Annotated in this window: 15 protein-coding genes; 3 read left to right on the plus strand and 12 right to left on the minus strand. The window is 42.1% G+C overall.

What is annotated here, in order from left to right; translation table 11 throughout:
- Positions 1 to 55: 55 nt before the first annotated feature.
- From DIU38_RS21275 to DIU38_RS21325, 11 genes are all read right to left on the minus strand, one after another.
- Positions 56 to 424: an iron chaperone gene (locus DIU38_RS21275; protein WP_112651456.1), complete on the minus strand. Its 369-nt coding sequence runs from the start codon at positions 422 to 424 to the stop codon at positions 56 to 58.
- A gap of 737 nt (positions 425 to 1161) precedes the next feature.
- Complete coding sequence (locus tag DIU38_RS21280; RefSeq protein ID WP_112651458.1) at positions 1162 to 2442, minus strand: lytic transglycosylase domain-containing protein; 1281 nt, start codon at positions 2440 to 2442, stop codon at positions 1162 to 1164.
- A gap of 66 nt (positions 2443 to 2508) precedes the next feature.
- Entirely contained in the window at positions 2509 to 3933 is a 1425-nt protein-coding gene (gene gatA / locus DIU38_RS21285) for an Asp-tRNA(Asn)/Glu-tRNA(Gln) amidotransferase subunit GatA (RefSeq protein WP_112651460.1), read from the minus strand.
- A gap of 103 nt (positions 3934 to 4036) precedes the next feature.
- Entirely contained in the window at positions 4037 to 4210 is a 174-nt protein-coding gene (locus DIU38_RS21290) for a Sec-independent protein translocase subunit TatA/TatB (protein WP_112651462.1), read from the minus strand.
- A 32-nt stretch (positions 4211 to 4242) separates the two neighbouring features.
- Positions 4243 to 4686: a Sec-independent protein translocase subunit TatA/TatB gene (locus DIU38_RS21295; RefSeq protein WP_112651464.1), complete on the minus strand. Its 444-nt coding sequence runs from the start codon at positions 4684 to 4686 to the stop codon at positions 4243 to 4245.
- A 59-nt stretch (positions 4687 to 4745) separates the two neighbouring features.
- The gene (locus tag DIU38_RS21300) at positions 4746 to 6056 is read right to left on the minus strand and encodes a murein hydrolase activator EnvC family protein (RefSeq protein WP_112651466.1); all 1311 of its coding nucleotides are present in this window, start codon (positions 6054 to 6056) and stop codon (positions 4746 to 4748) included.
- A gap of 16 nt (positions 6057 to 6072) precedes the next feature.
- Positions 6073 to 6858, minus strand: coding sequence for a DUF4292 domain-containing protein (locus DIU38_RS21305; RefSeq protein WP_112651468.1), 786 nt, complete (start codon positions 6856 to 6858; stop codon positions 6073 to 6075).
- Positions 6836 to 8536, minus strand: a complete 1701-nt coding sequence (locus tag DIU38_RS21310; protein WP_167516242.1) for a tetratricopeptide repeat protein — start codon at positions 8534 to 8536, stop codon at positions 6836 to 6838. Before DIU38_RS21310 ends, DIU38_RS21305 begins: the two co-directional genes overlap by 23 nt.
- A gap of 175 nt (positions 8537 to 8711) precedes the next feature.
- A complete protein-coding gene (gene dut / locus DIU38_RS21315; RefSeq protein WP_090534327.1) occupies positions 8712 to 9143 on the minus strand; it encodes a dUTP diphosphatase in 432 nt (143 codons plus the stop codon).
- Positions 9140 to 10660, minus strand: coding sequence for an oligosaccharide flippase family protein (locus DIU38_RS21320; RefSeq protein WP_112651472.1), 1521 nt, complete (start codon positions 10658 to 10660; stop codon positions 9140 to 9142). The genes dut and DIU38_RS21320 overlap by 4 nt, the downstream gene beginning before the upstream one ends.
- Positions 10661 to 10693: 33 nt before the next feature.
- Entirely contained in the window at positions 10694 to 10972 is a 279-nt protein-coding gene (locus DIU38_RS21325; RefSeq protein WP_112651556.1) for an acylphosphatase, read from the minus strand.
- 136 nt (positions 10973 to 11108) lie between these two features.
- Here DIU38_RS21325 and DIU38_RS21330 point away from each other — a divergent pair, with 136 nt between their 5' ends.
- Positions 11109 to 11630, plus strand: coding sequence for a YceI family protein (locus tag DIU38_RS21330; RefSeq protein ID WP_091174596.1), 522 nt, complete (start codon positions 11109 to 11111; stop codon positions 11628 to 11630).
- A gap of 108 nt (positions 11631 to 11738) precedes the next feature.
- On the opposite strand, the gene DIU38_RS21335 is transcribed toward DIU38_RS21330, so the two are convergent.
- Positions 11739 to 12908 (minus strand): amidohydrolase family protein, encoded by a 1170-nt coding sequence (locus tag DIU38_RS21335; protein ID WP_091174594.1) that lies wholly within the window; start codon positions 12906 to 12908, stop codon positions 11739 to 11741.
- A gap of 155 nt (positions 12909 to 13063) precedes the next feature.
- On the opposite strand from DIU38_RS21335, the gene rlmN reads away from it, so the two are divergent.
- Positions 13064 to 14131 carry a 23S rRNA (adenine(2503)-C(2))-methyltransferase RlmN gene (rlmN, locus tag DIU38_RS21340; protein ID WP_091174591.1) on the plus strand — a complete coding sequence of 356 codons (1068 nt, stop codon included), beginning with the start codon at positions 13064 to 13066 and terminating at the stop codon, positions 14129 to 14131.
- 23 nt (positions 14132 to 14154) lie between these two features.
- A complete protein-coding gene (locus DIU38_RS21345; protein ID WP_112651474.1) occupies positions 14155 to 14853 on the plus strand; it encodes a ComF family protein in 699 nt (232 codons plus the stop codon).
- Positions 14854 to 14931: the final 78 nt, after the last annotated feature.

Genomic DNA, 14931 nt, shown 5'->3' on the forward strand with positions numbered 1-14931 from the left:
AAATACGGTTAAAGTTTTGATAAGATGTGTTTAAAAGAACGGATTTGGCAATGTTCTATTTTTTCTTCTTTGCCTTCTCCAAATTTTTCTGAACCCTAAACTTTACAATTTTGGTGATCAGATCGAGGGGCATAGGCTCATCAAGCGGAAACTGAACCGAACCTTTTGCCCCTTTATAGCCCGAAAGCTCTTCTTTAAATTCTTCCAAACCCTGCGGTGCCGGATAAAAACCGATGTGATTTTTAAAACCGCCGAAGTGTACCAGGTTACCGTTAAGAATAAATGTTGGAATGGCGTATTTAATAGCTTCTTCGGCATCGGGCGCGGCAGCCCTGATGGTGGCACGTACCAATTGCAGTTTTTGTTGAACATCCTCCGGGAAACCGGCTATGTATTCATCAATATTTTCCTTTGGCTTTTCCATGTTAATGAGTGGTTAGTTGAAATAAATCTACGAAGCTTTTTTGGTTTTTGGAATTACGTTACATATACATCAGGGGCCTCGGCGAGTTTAAGTTTCCCCATAAAATCAATAGTCAAATTGGTTAATCTTGATAAGTTGAACCCCTCTGGGGTTCGGGTAAGGGTGTGACGTTATTTCTACAAACCTGTTCCCCCTCTGGGGGACTTTTACAATTTAATAAACATGTATTAATTGCCCAAGGACGGATGCACCAGAGGTGCAAAAGGTTTGTAGCTCGTAAAGTTATAGAATACCCTTTGCCCCAGAGGGGCAAAACACGACGACTTGCTGTTTAAACGACAAGTAATCTTGTGGATGAACTTAAATCTGCGAGACACCCTGATGGGACATAACAGCTAAGTTACTTTGCCCCGGCGGCCAGAGGCCGCTTGATAGTTACCACTCGCCATGATGCGAGCGGCGGCGAGGGGGGTTAACAGGGTTAACACTTTTCGCAATTTGTCAATATAAAATCTTGATAATAAGATATATAATAAAAACAGGGGTTACACTAACAATCCGCTAAAAGTACTTTGTTTGCGGTCGCTGTACCACTGTAGCCGTTAACCGGGCGGCGATTGAAGAATTTACAATAGTAAAAGACAAGTCCGAAAGCTGAATCTCAACTTTCGGACTCCCGGACTTCGGACTTTCCGATTAAAAATACTTGCGTATATCAGACTTTCGGACTAAAAAAATTAATTCTTTGAATACTGGCCGTCATCCTGTACGTTGGCAGCAACTTCCCCTGCCGATACTTTTAACATCGCCCCTATTGGTGCTTTATTAGTCTTTAGATGGTTCCAAACTTTAAGGTCAGACACTTCACAACCAAACATATCCGCAATTGAGGCAAGCGTTTCGCCTCTTTTTACTTTATGATGTGTGGGCATTCTGCGTTCGGCTTTTGCAGGGCTGTATTGAACAGCGGCATACGTGGCAGCCGGCCTTGCAGGTGTTGGTTGCACAGGCGCATCAACGCCATTTAATACATTATATAATGCAGCATAATGATCTTTTGCAGTTTGAGGAATAATAAGCCTGCGCGGTGTTTTAGGACTTCCGTTAACTACCGCCATCCTGTACGATGGGTTAAGGATCGTAATCTCTCTTAAACTCACATCAAGCGCCTGGGCAACATTACTTAACGGCACTACCCTTTTTACCATCACCGTATCGGTACGCGTAGAGAAATTGCAGGCTTGTGCAACAATGTTATGTTTATTAAAATAATGCATCACATAATTCATGGCAATGAAAGCAGGCACATAGCCACGGGTTTCAACAGGCAGGTACTGGCGGATGCTCCAAAAATCGGTTACACCACCGGCCTTTTCAACAGCGCGTTCCACATTGCTTTTACCGCAATTATAGGAGGCAATGGCCAGTAGCCAGTCGCCAAATTCCTGGTAGGCATCCTTCAGATAGGCAGCCGCGGCATAGCTCGACTGGATAGGGTCACGGCGTTCATCAACATAGTTATCCATGTTTAAGCCATAAGTTTTTGCCGTGGTACCCATAAACTGCCAAAGACCTGTGGCCCCTACCCTTGATACCGCGTTTGGATCAAGTTTCGATTCCACAATCGACAGGAATTTTATTTCTTCGGGGATCCCGGCTTCGCGGAAAGCCTTTTCGTATATAGGGAAGTAATATTTGGTTAAGCCTGCCACCTGGCCCATTTCATCGCGGTTATGCATATACAGGTCGATATAAGCCTGTACATATTCATTATAATCAAGCTGGATATCCTTACGAATGGAATCTAACCTGCGCTTGTACAAACCGCCGTATGTACTTACCGGCAACGACTGGTTAAGCACCGGTAAAATAGTAGTGTCGGTGTTTACAATATCGGGGTTAAATTTGGTTACCCGGTTTATTTGCTTAATTGACTTTACCGAATTGGTTGTGTTTGTTTCGGCTTGTAAAATTTGGAGTGATAAGAGGCAAATGGTCAGCGTAAATAATCTCTTCATTTATTCAGGGATTTGATTAATTTATAATGCCCAAAGCATCAGCATTTTACTAAAATATCATTTTTATTACAGATCGAGAAAATATTTGGCAAAATCTAACAGTTGCTGTTCGCCAAAGTGCTTTGTTAATAACTGTAAACCTAACGGCAAACCGTTGCTGTTATTGCCCGTAGGTATTGATATGGCCGGCACACCGGTTAGTGAGGCTTGTACGGTAAATATGTCAGAAAGATACATTACAACCGGATCTTTCTCTTCCTTACCTATGTTAAAGGCCGGTTCGGGTGCCGTAGGTACCAATATAAAATCATACTCTTCCAGTATCTGGTTAGTTTTTTCCTGTATCAACCTGCGTACTTTTTGTGCTTTTGCATAGTAGGCATCGTAATAACCCGCGCTCAAAACAAAAGTGCCCAGCATAATACGGCGCTTTACTTCCTTACCAAAACCCTCAGAACGGGAACGTTTATAAGTAGACTGTAAATCTGTAGCCAGCGGACTGCGATAACCGTAATGCACACCATCGTACCTTGCCAGGTTTGATGATGCTTCGGCCATGGCCAGGATATAATAGGTTGGCACCAGATAATCCAACAATTCAAAAGCTATCGGGGTAACTGTGTGCCCATCGGCACGCAGCTTATCGATGTATTGTACAAGGTTGTCTTTTACTTCGGTGTCAACACCAGGGCTTGATATGGCTTCCTGCAGGTAAGCTATCTTCTTTTTTCCCGGCTTTTGAAGATTAGTATATGATGCAGGCGGCGGAGTTTGTGACAACGTACTGTCATATTCATCCGGACCTGCGAGTACTTCCAGCAATAACGCAGCATCTTCTACCGATTTAGTGATAGGACCAACCTGGTCAAACGATGAAGCATAAGCGATAATACCATGCCTTGAAATTGTTCCGTATGTTGGCTTTAAACCTACAACACCGCAAAATGAAGCTGGTTGCCTTACCGAACCACCCGTATCCGTACCTAAAGCGGCATGGCACATCCCTGCTTGTACGGCCACAGCCGAACCACCCGACGACCCGCCTGCAACTTTAGTTTCATCGGCATGATTTTTTACCGGGCCAAAGTATGATGATTCGTTAGTGGCGCCCATAGCAAATTCATCGCAGTTACAGCGCCCAATGATCACCGCGTCTTCTGCCAGCAGGCGTTCAACCACGGTTGATGAAAAGATGGAAGTGAAACCGGTTAAGATTTTTGAGGAGGCACTAACCTGGTGCCCTTTATAGCAGATATTATCTTTAATGCCGATAACCATACCGGCTAATTTGCCGGCGGCTCCATTCTTTATTTTGTTGTCAACGTTTTTTGCAGCAATCAGCGCTTCATCAGTAAACACTTCATTAAAAGCATTTAAATGAGCATTTTTTTCAATTTCAAGCAAATAGCCTTTTACAAGACCTTCAACAGTAATTTCTGCACGTTGCAACCCGCTCTTTATTTCGGTTAAAGAGGAATAAATATTAGCCATGGGGCTAAAATAAAAAACTTATCCGTTGAAATAAGAAATAAATCAACAGATAAGTTCATATGCTCAATAAAAATGGCATTAAAACCTAATCCCTGTTAGGGTATTAAGCTTTTTTTTCTTCAGATGAAGAAGCTGAGCCGTCGCTGTTTTGCGCGTCTTTAAATTCCTTAACGCCTTTCCCTAAGCCTCTCATTAATTCAGGTATTTTTTTACCGCCGAATAATAAAAGTATCGCAATGATGATCAGAATAATTTCTGGTGCGCCTAATCCACCCATGATTTTAAGTTTTATGTATGATTAATATTATATTATGATTTGTATTCTTCTTCTTTTTCGGTATCCAAATGACTGCCGGTAATGGTCTTATCTAAATTGATATGACTTTGGTGTTCCGGCTCGGCCGGGGTATTTACATGATAATCACTGATAGCGATTGTATTTGGAACAGTATTTTCAACAACCGGCTTTTCGTGCTCAGCTGCAGTTTCCGGAGCTTCTGAAGCTTTTTCATCTAAAAGAGGTTTTTCTTCTTCTACTTTAGGTGCAGGTTTCTTTTCCTCGTAATTATTGATCTGGTTATTGATCTCACGTTTAACATCTTCAGAGGCATCTTTAAAGTCGCGGATACCTTTACCCAGGCTCCTTGCCAGGCCGGGCAGCTTTTCGCCGCCAAATAGCATCAATGCTGCAAAAAGTATCAGTACCATCTCGCCCGTACCAATATTTAAAAATAACAAAACTGAACTTAACATAGCATTCTGTTTAAGGATACAAATATATACAATTAAAATTTCTTATAGTTCATAACTAATTAGTTAGGCGCCAGCCAGATCTTGGGGTTAACCGGCGTTGCTCCCTTATAAATTTCAAAATGGGCTTCAGTTTCACCTGTCGACGGATCTGTTGCCACCACACCTATGGATTGTTTAGTACTTACTTTTTGGCCTCTTGCCACACTAACCGAACGCAAATTACTGTATGCAGTAAAATACTCTCCATGAACTATAACCACCAGGTAGGTACCGCTCACATCCATTACTTTTACAACGGTTCCATCAAATACCGCTCTTACCGCGCTACCCGAATTGGTGCGGATATCCCAGCCGTTACTTTCACTCCTGATCCCTTCGGGTGTGGTATAAATACCAAAGCCCTGGGTTGGGATACCATTAGCAACCGGCCATGGCAAACTTCCGCGGTTACCTAAAAAGTCATTTGACAGCTTAGCGGCCTCGGGCGTGGCGTTCAATACACTTGATGTACTGCGCGCGGCAGCCGGCTTAGCCGGAGCTGGTGCAACAGGCGCTGGCTTATTTTCGGCCTTTGCTTTGGCTGCGGCCAGTCTTGCGGCTTCTTCAGCCCTGCGTCTTTCTTCTTCAGCAGCCCTGCGCCTGGCTTCCTCAATTTCCCTGCGGATAGCCTCATTAATGGCACGGGTTGTTTTAACGATCTTAGCTTGCAGGTCCTTCTGTTGTTTTTTCAGGATCCCTTCATGCTGCGACAGATCGCTTACCACCTTAACCTGGTTATTACGTTCATTACCCAGTGTTTCTTTTTCCTTTTGCTGATCTTTTAAAAGATCATTTTTTTCATTCTTGGTACGGTCAAGCTCATTAATTTTAACATGCAGCTCTTTTTGTGTACCCTGAATATAGTTTGCCTGTCGCTCGCGGTAGGTACCAAACTGCTGTAAATATTTTAAACGTTTATAGGCCTGGTTAAAGTCTTTTGATGCAAAAAGGAACATCATCTTATTATAGGCGCTCTGGTTGCGGTATGCAAACAGGATCATGGCTGCGTACTCCTTTTTAAGCTGATCTAACTGCGACTGTAAGCTACGTACGTTATTATTACTCTCAGAGATTTGGTTATCCAATAATCTTACTTCAGAGTTGATATTTTCAATTTTTTCCTGCCGCAGGTTTATCTGTGCCTTTAGTATGCTTAGCTGCTTTAATGAAGCCTTTTTATTGTTTAAAGTTTCATTGTAATCTTCATTTAATTGTTCAAGCTCTTTATTCAGCTGTGCTTTACGACGTTTCAGTTCGTCACTGCTTTGTGCGTGTACATTAACTGCTGCCAGTACCAATAATAAAAAGAAAACTGCTTTTATAAACTTCATCAAATAAACATATTAATTATTTGCCAGGCTCGTACCCGTCAGGAATGCTGAACGGATAGTTTTGCTGTACTTCAAAATCGGCCTTAGTATAATGCAAATTAACTTGTATTTTTTTATCTTTTACTACTGATGCGATATCTATTTGTGCCGGCAATACCCGGTTTGTCGCTTCGATAAAGGTATTATTGGTAACCTGTAATGATTGCGCCTGGCGCTGGTTATCTAAATTGGTTTGCGTAACCTTATTATCCGGACCGAGTATCAGCTTGTAAACCAGATCGTTCAGGGTGCCGCTTAATGTTGTGTTGCCATCGGCATGGTCAAAGGTCGACTGTTCGTTCAGCAGTTCGGGTACCGCGTTGCCAATCAGCAACGACTCGAGCGTTTTATAATTAACCTCTTTGCTGGCGTAAGTATATATATAGCTGAATGGCTTTTTAATGTAAACGTTTTGCAAGCGGTTAATGATCATAATACTGTCGGGGGTTATCACGGCGCGGGCCGCTTCAATTCCCAATACTGCTGTAATAGAAACCCAAATCCTTTTATCTTTTGCTATCCTGATATTCAGGGTAACATCATTGCTGTTATTATTGATGCTAAGCTTGGTTTTTGCCTTGCCCGCAAATGTTGTAAAATTTACCTGGTTTGCCCTTATGGCAGCCAGTTTGCCGGCAATATCACTCGTCCTTGCGGTCGAATCTGCCTTACGGGTAACCAAAACTTGTTTACGCGCTTTACAGCTTAGCATTACCAGCAGGCAGCAAGCTATAAGTAAACTATTCGCTATATTTTTTTTCATTTATCTTACGATCTAAAACAGGTGACTGCTCACCAAAGCCTTTCGCCTTTTTCCAGTTAGTTACGGCAGCATCAGTATTCCCAAGGAAAAACAATATATCGCCATAATGTTCATACTTAACCCCGCTATTGTCTTTATCATGCGTGAGGGCCTTCTCCATCCATTCTTTTGCCTGGGTATATTTTTTTTGTTTAAACAGGATCCAGGCATAAGTATCTTCAAACGATGCCGTATTAGGCTGCAGCTCGTTGGAATGTGCCGACATTGCTGCCGCCTTTTCCAGCTGCTCATTCCTTAACGATAAATAATAAGCATAATTGTTTAAAGTAAATGCGTTATCCGGATTGTAGGTTAAAGCTTTCTCATAACTTTCATCAGAGCTTTTAATATTCTTCAACTCATGATAGCAATCGCCCAATAATGAAAAACTTAACGAAAGTAGCTCCTTATCCTGAAGTTCTAATGAAGTAGCATTTTTAAGATAACCAACCGCTTTATTGTTATCCTTTTTTTGTGCCCAGGCCACACCAACAAGATAGTTCATCCAGGCCTGGTTCGGAAATAATGACAATGCGTTTTCACCATCTTTAATAGCGGCATCAAGGTCATTGTCGCCTAAATCCAGGCGCACCACCTGTTCCTGAACATTGTACACCTGGTTATTAAGCTGGGCCGATTTTTTAAGTACTGGCTTTGCCTCTTTATATTTGGTATTCTGGATCAGCATATCGCCGTAAATAGCATAAGCCCTGGCGTCGTTAGGATGGGCAACGGTCAGGATCCGGCTTAATTCAAGCGCGCTGGCTTTAGCATTGGCCTCCGGAAACTTAGGAAAGTATCCCGATATAATATTAATTTTTTGATCGATGCCGATTTCCGGAATGGCAAATCCCTGGGTAAGCTCGTTAAAGCTGGCTTCGTTATTCTTTTTATCGCGATAGATATCGGCCAGCGCGAAGTGCACCATACCATTTCGCGGATCAAGCTTTTCGGCTTGCTGCAATACTTTAAGCGCCTTATCGGCAAATCCGTTCGAGTTGTAAACTTCGCCAAGGGCCAGGTAGTAACGGATCTCTCCGGGATTAGCGGCTATCTGCTTTTCCAGTTCGGAAGTGGCCTGATCAATTTTTCCCTGCTTTAAATAGATTTTTTGACGATTGGCTAAAAGATCATCACTCGGGCCGTTCAATTTTTCAATCTCATCATATACCTTAAGGGCATCATCGTACCTTTTCAGGATGGTAAAAGCATTGGCCTTGTCAAAATAATATGCTGATTTATCCGGGTTAAGCCTGATCAGCTGGTTAAAAACATTTTCAAGCTTATCAATGGTATTGGTTTTTTCATAGCTATCGGCCAATGCCGCCCAATACCATTCGTTATCCTTATTTATTGCTACAGCCTGCTCTAAAAGAGGCTCAGAAGCTGCAAAATCATTTTGCTGCCTTTTAAGGTTGGCCAGTTCATATAAGGAAGCATCATTTGCAGGGTCGGCCTGTAAAACGCGCTCAAACATTTCGGTGGCAAGCTTATAGTTCTCAACTGTTTTTTCGCGCAGGGCCGAAAAGAAAAGCTGCTTAACCATAGCGCTGTCCTGATAACTCATCACCTTACCTGCCGATGCCTGTGTTTTATTATCGCCGTTCTTTTTATGCTGAGCCTGAGAATTTAGAGGCAAGATGGCAAGAGGCAAGAATAAAGATGCAAGAAAAGGCGCAGAAAACAGGTGTGTTTTCCGTGTACTTTCTAATTTAATATTGCTTTTACCAATCTTCATTCTTCTTGTTCCCTGACTCTAATGGTCTTGACTATATTTCTTTCTTGCTTCCTGACTCTTATAGTCCCGACTCTAATTACTTCCCTGTGTGTCCGTAGCCGCCTTCGCCCCTTTGGGTTTCGTTCAGTACTTCTACCTGCTCCCAGTTAACACGCTCGTGTTTGGCAACTACCATCTGGGCTATCCTGTCGCCGGTATTGACCTCAAAATCTTCTGTCGAGAAATTGATTAGTAATACCTTGATCTCTCCGCGATAATCGGCATCAATAGTGCCCGGCGAATTAACAATACCGATACCATGCTTAAATGCCAGGCCGCTTCGCGGGCGGATTTGCGCTTCGAAACCCTCGGGCAATTCAATATATAAACCTGTTGGAATGAGTTTACGTTCCATTGGTTTAAGCACTACCGTGGTTTCTACATCGGCACGCAGGTCCATGCCTGCCGCATGAGCAGTTTCATAAGCCGGTAAACTATTTTTTGATTTGTTAATTATGCGGATGATCATCGTTTAAATATAGCTTTTAACTCCTTGCGTTCAAAGTAATACGCCCCGGCCGCAAATAAAAGTAAAAGCCCGTTACCAACAAAAATATTACGTTTAAATACCGAGAACGACAGAAAAACAAACAATACCGAGACAATTATATACGCAAGGTTCTTTTTTAAGTTATACGGGATGGGGTAATTTTTTTGCCCCCACAGGTACGAGAGCACCATCATGGTAGCATAGGCCGCGAACGAGATCCACGCCGAAGCCATATAGCTGTATTTAGGAATAAGCAGCCAGTTTAAAATAACGGTTAATACCGCTCCTATACCAGATATATATAAGCCATACCGGGTTTGGTCAGACAATTTATACCACACCGAAAGATTCATATAAATACCAAGGCTCAGGTAACCGAACAACAAGGGCGGTACAACGCCAAGGCCCTGCCAAAACGGATTGTAAACTATATGATGTTTCACCTCATGCGTTTCCTTTCCTACTATAACAGTAGCCAGTATATCAACATTGGCAATAAGTGCTACACATATAACGGCCACCATAATTACAAAGTACGTCATGATGCGGGCATAAGTTTCGCCCGAGTTTTTGTTTTTTGCATGGCTGAAGAAAAACGGTTCGGCGCCTAACCTGAAGGCCTGCACAAAAATACTCAGAAATAATGCAATCTTGGCGCAGGTGCCATAAATGCCCACATGCGTATCGGCGATACTTTGGGGCAGCATTTGCTTCAGCATCACCTTATCTAATGACTCATTGATGATGAATGATATATTGGCTATCAATATAGGCCAACTGTATGCAAACATTTCGCTTAACATGGCACCGTCAAACTTCAGCTTCATTTGCAATATCTCGGGCAACAGCAATAATATGGTAAGCCCGCTTGCTATTGCGTTAGCTAAAAATACATATCCTACCCAATTGGGCCTGTACCAACCTGCCATCCATGCTGCGGATGGCAAATGGTGATTTATTATAAACGGAACGCCGAACAGAAAAAACAAATTGAGCATCATTACAAGGCCGATGTTTGAGCATTTGATAATGGCGTATTTTATGGGGCGGCCTTCTGCCCTGATACGGGCAAAAGGAATTACGCAAAAAGCATCAAGCACTAAAATTACGAGGAAGCACTTTACGTAAAAAGTATAGTCGGCATGATCTTTAGTGACGCCGGCCTGCATGTAATTGACAATAGGATTTAGAAATAGTACACAAAAAACCAGGAATATTACTGATACCATTATAACAACACCAAACGCATTATTATAAACCTGCTGTTTGTTATCTGAACGTTTTTGCAGGTACCTGAAATAGGTAGTTTCCATACCAAAAGCCAAAATGGCATTAATGATAGAAGCACTTCCATATACCGATGTAAAAACGCCGTTAGCATTTACCGGCAGGGTACGGGTATAAATTGGAGTTAAAACAAAGTAAATCATCCGGGAAATGATAGTACTTAAACCATATATAGCAGTTTGCCCGGCGAATTTTTTTATAGTAGACAATGGAGATATTCGATTTAATGGGTTTGTATTTAGTTACAAACGCCTTTTAACAACCTCAAAATTACGATAGTTTTTCAATTCGCCTTCATGGCTTTCAACGGCATTTACTTCGGCATGTTCAGGGCCCTCATTACACCATTCTAAAAACATATCAAGAAAGGTTTCATCAGCTTCAGCTTCGATGTAAACATCACCATTAGGCTCATTCAATACAAAACCCCGTACACCAAGCTGATCAGCTACGGCCTTTGTTGATTTACGGTAAAAAACGCCGTGCACTTTGCCTTTAACTGTAATATTAAGATGTTTTATCATCAGTTTTGTTGGATATTAGATACCGCAAAGTTAACTTTTTTCCGGCTAAGCAACCCGTTTTACTTAACAAGCGTAATCACTACAAAACGCATTGCATTTTATTTTGATTGATATAACTCTAAAAATCTATTTTATGAAAAAAATCATTTTTTCTGCCCTGATCATTGCTCTTACAACCTTTTCGGCTTTCGCTATTTTGGGCAACTGGAAAGTGAAAGACGATGAAGCCCAGGTAACTTTTGAAGGCCACAGGGTAAGCGGTTCATTCAGCGGCTTAAAAGCCGATATAACATTTGATAAAGACCATCCCGAACAAGCTAAAATTTCGGCAACTATCGATGTTACAACCGCAGCAACCGGTTTCTTTATTAAAACCAGCCACGTAAAATCGGCCCTGGGTGCCGACGATTATCCAACCATTAAATTTGAATCAACCTCGGTATCAAAAAGCGGTAACGGCTACGTTGCCAGCGGCAAGCTAACCATGAAAGGCAAAACCAATCCCGAAGCCATCCATTTTACGTTTGACGAAAAAGGCAGCGAGGCCGTGTTTAAAGGCGATTTTAAAGTACTGCCTCCTAAGTATGGCATCGACAGAAGCGGCACGCCGCCCGAGGTTACTATCCATTTAGTTGTGCCGGTGAGTAAAGGATGATATCTGCACGAATCCTTGTATAGATTACTTATAATTTAATCGAATTACACGAATGTTTCCTTGACGTTATTCGTGTAATTCGATCTAATTTGTGAAAATTAGTGTCAATTATATTAGTTTCTTTACTTTGGTTTCGGGTGTGATCTTAAACCCATCAAGGCCGCTGATCAGGTTCAGGCCCGGGGTTTTGCCTGCTTCAAGCGTGCCTTTTTCATCGTCGATACCCAGGTATTCGGCTCCATTGCGGGTACCCCATTCAACCAGGCGCGGTAAGCTTATGGAAGGGAACTTTTGTTGAATAGCTCGCATCTCGCTCAGTAAACATAATTTGCTGTTTGATGCAAGGCTATCAGTACCAAGGGTAATATTAAAACCCTGGTCAACAAAAAGATCAATTTTAGGTAAACGCCCCTCAATATAAAGATTGGCATTAGGGCAAAAACACCAGTTTATCTTCCTGTCAAATCGTTTTATGAAATAAATATCTTTCAGGTTGGTACAGGTATTATGTACCAGCAAAACCTTTTGTTTGTTAGAGAGCAGCGGGATAATAGATTGTACAGAGTTACGGGCCTGTGGCTTGAAATAGGATATGTCCATACCAAAATGCTCGTACAACTCTAAAAAAGCACCAAGCTTATACCGGTAAAATTTGTTCTCATCCTCACACTCCTGGTTATGGATACTGAGCAGGTTTTCATCGTTGGTATCGCTGTGCTTTTTAATCAGCTTAAATAACTCCTTTGATACCGAATATGGTGCATGCGGGGTTATAGAACATGAGCCGGGCTTAAATTCATTGAGCAGGGCCAGCGCTTTTTCAAAAACTTCAGCAGCCTTTTCGGGCAAAAAACCAAAAGTTTCAACAAAGGTATGATAGTATAATTTGCTTTGTTTTTTCATCGCAACACTGTTATTAGTGTTGGAGATATCACCAACGGCCACAATGCCGTTATCATACATTTCCTGATCAGCTTTAGCTATGGCATCAAGAACCTCCTGCTGATCGGTACTGCGTAAAGATTGAACGTCTTTTATAAAATTTACCAGGCCGCCTTTGGGCTTTACTTTATCTTTTAAATGAGAAAGTTCGGTGTGGCAATGCGTATTAATAAATCCGGGGCAAATAACTCCGCTTACTTGTTGCACATGCCCGCTGGGAGGCTTGTTACTATCGGTAACAGCGATGATCTTACCCTGATCATCAACAGTGACTATACCATTTTTAATCGGATCGGCATAAACAGGAAAAACGTAATCGGCTCTAAAACTTTTCATTAAAATTTAAACTTGGTATCGTAACACATAACGTTTTTCAAAACAATCTGTCCTGCAAAATAAGTACAATTAACTTTTAGTTATTGTTTTTTATTAGCCAAAAAGAATGACTTTAAAAAAAGATAGATTTTTTTAAATTTAAGTACTTTTGCACTGTGAACAATACAAAAGATAAAATCGACATCCGCAGCCTGAGCCTGAATGCTTTACAGGAGCATTTTATCCGTATGGATGAAAAAGGCTTCAGGGCAAAACAGGTGTATGAATGGCTTTGGAAAAAATCTTGCTTTTCTTTCAACGAGATGAGCAATATTTCAAAAGAACTCCGTGCTAAACTGGATGCAAATTTTGTAATTAATAATGTAAAAATTAATTCTTCACAGGTTAGTGCTGATAAAACTATAAAAAATTCTTTTATTTTACACGATAACCACTTAATTGAGGGCGTTTTAATTCCAACTCCCGGCCGTATGACGGCCTGTGTATCATCGCAGGTGGGTTGTAGTCTTACCTGTAAATTTTGTGCCACCGGTTATATGGAGCGCAAAAGGAACCTCAACCCCGATGAAATTTACGACCAGGTAGTTTTAATTGATCAGCAGGCCCGCGAAAACTACAATCAGCCTTTATCAAATATTGTTTACATGGGCATGGGCGAGCCGTTGCTCAACTATGCCAATATGATGAAGTCGATAGAGCGCATCACCTCCGAGGATGGGCTTAACATGGCTGCCAAACGCATTACCGTATCAACAGCCGGCATTGCCAAAATGATCAAAAAACTGGGCGACGACCAGGTAAAATTTAACCTTGCCCTTTCCCTGCATGCTGCAAACGACGAAAAGCGTAATACTATTATGCCCATTAACGAGCAAAACTCGTTAAAAGCCCTGGCCGAGGCATTGAAATATTACTACGCCAAAACCAAAAATCCGGTGACCTACGAGTACATTATTTTTGATGGTGTGAACGATGGCATCCAGGACGCTATGGAGCTGGCTAAATTTTGCAAACACCTGCCCTGCAAGGTCAACATCATTGAATACAATCCTATCGCTTTTGCCAGCTACATCAATGCTGGCGAAGATAAAGTTGAAGCATTTGCTGATTACCTCACCAAACAAGGTATTAACACGCATCTCCGCCGGAGCCGCGGCAAGGATATTGACGCCGCCTGCGGACAGCTCGCCATCAAAGAAAAAGATAAACTGGCCGAAGTTTAAAAAATCCGTATTAAATTGAGGGCATGAAATTACTGCGTGCCTACTTTTCAGATTTTGCCGCCCTGCTGTTCCCGGAACTTTGCCCGGCCTGCCAGGCCAGCTTGGTAGCAGGTGAGCGTATCATTTGCAGCGATTGCCGCTTTAATTTACCCTTTACCAATTTTCATCAGCAGCCTGCTAATATTGTAGCCCAGCAATTTTGGGGTAAAATTAATGTTGAAGCTGCCTACGCGCTCTATTATTTTCATAAAGGAGGAAAAATCCAAAACCTGATGCACCATTTTAAATACAAAGGCATGCACCAGATCGGCAATCTGCTTGGCGCCATAGCAGGGGCACAGCTGGCCGCAAATGATATTTTTAATACGGCAGATGTAATTATTCCGGTGCCGCTCCATCAGCGCCGCCTGCGCGAACGTGGCTACAACCAAAGCGCCTGCTTTGCTCATGGCCTTGCCGAAAAGTTAAAGGCGATGGTTGATGAGCACAGCCTTGTACGTACGGTGGCCACTAAAACGCAAACTCAACGATCACGCTTTGCCCGGTTTGAAAATATGCAGCATGTATTTGCTGTTAAAGATGCGGCTGCACTTGAAGGCAAACATGTATTACTGGTCGACGATATTGTAACTACCGGCTCAACGCTTGAAGCCTGCGGCGCGGAGTTATTGAAAGTTCCTGGTTTGAAGTTGAGTATAGCTACCATAGCCTATGCGGTGTAGGATCATAATCGAATAAGATTATACTAATCATGCCATTGCTAGGAGCAACATAGGAATAAGTCAGGGATGCGACATGCA

This window comes from Mucilaginibacter metallidurans (assembly GCF_003286435.2).
In the GTDB taxonomy this organism is placed as follows: Bacteria; Bacteroidota; Bacteroidia; order Sphingobacteriales; family Sphingobacteriaceae; genus Mucilaginibacter; species Mucilaginibacter gossypii.

Excerpts from the sequence above, each read along its gene's own strand:
- DIU38_RS21275 (WP_112651456.1), bottom strand. The coding sequence starts at position 424 with ATGGAAAAGCCAAAGGAAAATATTGATGAATACATAGCCGGTTTCCCG.
- DIU38_RS21280 (WP_112651458.1), bottom strand. The coding sequence starts at position 2,442 with ATGAAGAGATTATTTACGCTGACCATTTGCCTCTTATCACTCCAAATT.
- gatA (WP_112651460.1), bottom strand. The coding sequence starts at position 3,933 with ATGGCTAATATTTATTCCTCTTTAACCGAAATAAAGAGCGGGTTGCAA.
- DIU38_RS21290 (WP_112651462.1), bottom strand. The coding sequence starts at position 4,210 with ATGGGTGGATTAGGCGCACCAGAAATTATTCTGATCATCATTGCGATA.
- DIU38_RS21295 (WP_112651464.1), bottom strand. The coding sequence starts at position 4,686 with ATGTTAAGTTCAGTTTTGTTATTTTTAAATATTGGTACGGGCGAGATG.
- DIU38_RS21300 (WP_112651466.1), bottom strand. The coding sequence starts at position 6,056 with ATGAAGTTTATAAAAGCAGTTTTCTTTTTATTATTGGTACTGGCAGCA.
- DIU38_RS21305 (WP_112651468.1), bottom strand. The coding sequence starts at position 6,858 with ATGAAAAAAAATATAGCGAATAGTTTACTTATAGCTTGCTGCCTGCTG.
- dut (WP_090534327.1), bottom strand. The coding sequence starts at position 9,143 with ATGATCATCCGCATAATTAACAAATCAAAAAATAGTTTACCGGCTTAT.
- DIU38_RS21330 (WP_091174596.1), top strand. The coding sequence starts at position 11,109 with ATGAAAAAAATCATTTTTTCTGCCCTGATCATTGCTCTTACAACCTTT.
- DIU38_RS21335 (WP_091174594.1), bottom strand. The coding sequence starts at position 12,908 with ATGAAAAGTTTTAGAGCCGATTACGTTTTTCCTGTTTATGCCGATCCG.
- DIU38_RS21345 (WP_112651474.1), top strand. The coding sequence starts at position 14,155 with ATGAAATTACTGCGTGCCTACTTTTCAGATTTTGCCGCCCTGCTGTTC.